General features: G+C 52.0%; 1 rRNA gene. It reads right to left on the minus strand.

Annotated features, from left to right (window positions below):
• Positions 1–117: 117 nt before the first annotated feature.
• Positions 118–2,063: ribosomal RNA gene (locus tag D882_RS0126880) — 23S ribosomal RNA — on the minus strand; the annotation flags it as partial.

The following is a 2,063-nucleotide window of genomic DNA, read 5'->3' on the forward strand; positions in this document are numbered from 1 at the left end:
TCACGCTCCAGCGAATGGGTATGCAATAGATTTGTGTGTTTCGTTTCGAATTTTCGACTTTGTATCGTCTTCACACACCGCAATCTGGCCTTTCGACGCAAATTGCTTGGGTGTTATATGGTCAAGCCTCACGGGCAATTAGTATTGGTTAGCTCAACGCCTCACAGCGCTTACACACCCAACCTATCAACGTCGTAGTCTTCGACGGCCCTTCAGGGGACTCAAGGTCCCAGTGAGATCTCATCTTGAGGCTAGTTTCCCGCTTAGATGCTTTCAGCGGTTATCTATTCCGAACATAGCTACCCGGCAATGCCACTGGCGTGACAACCGGAACACCAGAGGTTCGTCCACTCCGGTCCTCTCGTACTAGGAGCAGCCCCTCTCAAATCTCAAACGTCCACGGCAGATAGGGACCGAACTGTCTCACGACGTTCTAAACCCAGCTCGCGTACCACTTTAAATGGCGAACAGCCATACCCTTGGGACCGGCTTCAGCCCCAGGATGTGATGAGCCGACATCGAGGTGCCAAACACCGCCGTCGATATGAACTCTTGGGCGGTATCAGCCTGTTATCCCCGGAGTACCTTTTATCCGTTGAGCGATGGCCCTTCCATACAGAACCACCGGATCACTAAGACCTACTTTCGTACCTGCTCGACGTGTCTGTCTCGCAGTCAAGCGCGCTTTTGCCTTTATACTCTACGACCGATTTCCGACCGGTCTGAGCGCACCTTCGTACTCCTCCGTTACTCTTTAGGAGGAGACCGCCCCAGTCAAACTACCCACCATACACTGTCCTCGATCCGGATAACGGACCTGAGTTAGAACCTCAAAGTTGCCAGGGTGGTATTTCAAGGTTGGCTCCACGCGAACTGGCGTCCACGCTTCAAAGCCTCCCACCTATCCTACACAAGCAAATTCAAAGTCCAGTGCAAAGCTATAGTAAAGGTTCACGGGGTCTTTCCGTCTAGCCGCGGATACACTGCATCTTCACAGCGATTTCAATTTCACTGAGTCTCGGGTGGAGACAGCGCCGCCATCGTTACGCCATTCGTGCAGGTCGGAACTTACCCGACAAGGAATTTCGCTACCTTAGGACCGTTATAGTTACGGCCGCCGTTTACCGGGGCTTCGATCAAGAGCTTCGCGTTAGCTAACCCCATCAATTAACCTTCCGGCACCGGGCAGGCGTCACACCCTATACGTCCACTTTCGTGTTTGCAGAGTGCTGTGTTTTTAATAAACAGTCGCAGCGGCCTGGTATCTTCGACCGGCATGGGCTTACGCAGTAAATGCTTCACCCTCACCGGCGCACCTTCTCCCGAAGTTACGGTGCCATTTTGCCTAGTTCCTTCACCCGAGTTCTCTCAAGCGCCTTGGTATTCTCTACCCAACCACCTGTGTCGGTTTGGGGTACGGTTCCTGGTTACCTGAAGCTTAGAAGCTTTTCTTGGAAGCATGGCATCAACCACTTCGTGTTCTAAAAGAACACTCGTCATCAGCTCTCGGCCTTAGAATCCCGGATTTACCTAAGATTCCAGCCTACCACCTTAAACTTGGACAACCAACGCCAAGCTGGCCTAGCCTTCTCCGTCCCTCCATCGCAATAACCAGAAGTACAGGAATATTAACCTGTTTTCCATCGACTACGCTTTTCAGCCTCGCCTTAGGGACCGACTAACCCTGCGTCGATTAACGTTGCGCAGGAAACCTTGGTCTTTCGGCGTGGGTGTTTTTCACACCCATTGTCGTTACTCATGTCAGCATTCGCACTTCTGATACCTCCAGCAAGCTTCTCAACTCACCTTCACAGGCTTACAGAACGCTCCTCTACCGCATCACCTAAGTGATACCCGTAGCTTCGGTGTATGGTTTGAGCCCCGTTACATCTTCCGCGCAGGCCGACTCGACTAGTGAGCTATTACGCTTTCTTTAAAGGGTGGCTGCTTCTAAGCCAACCTCCTAGCTGTCTAAGCCTTCCCACATCGTTTCCCACTTAACCATAACTTTGGGACCTTAGCTGACGGTCTGGGTTGTTTCCCTTTTCACGACGGACGTTAGC

The organism is Pseudomonas sp. URMO17WK12:I12, assembly GCF_000514395.1.
Taxonomy (GTDB): domain Bacteria; phylum Pseudomonadota; class Gammaproteobacteria; order Pseudomonadales; family Pseudomonadaceae; genus Aquipseudomonas; species Aquipseudomonas mucoides.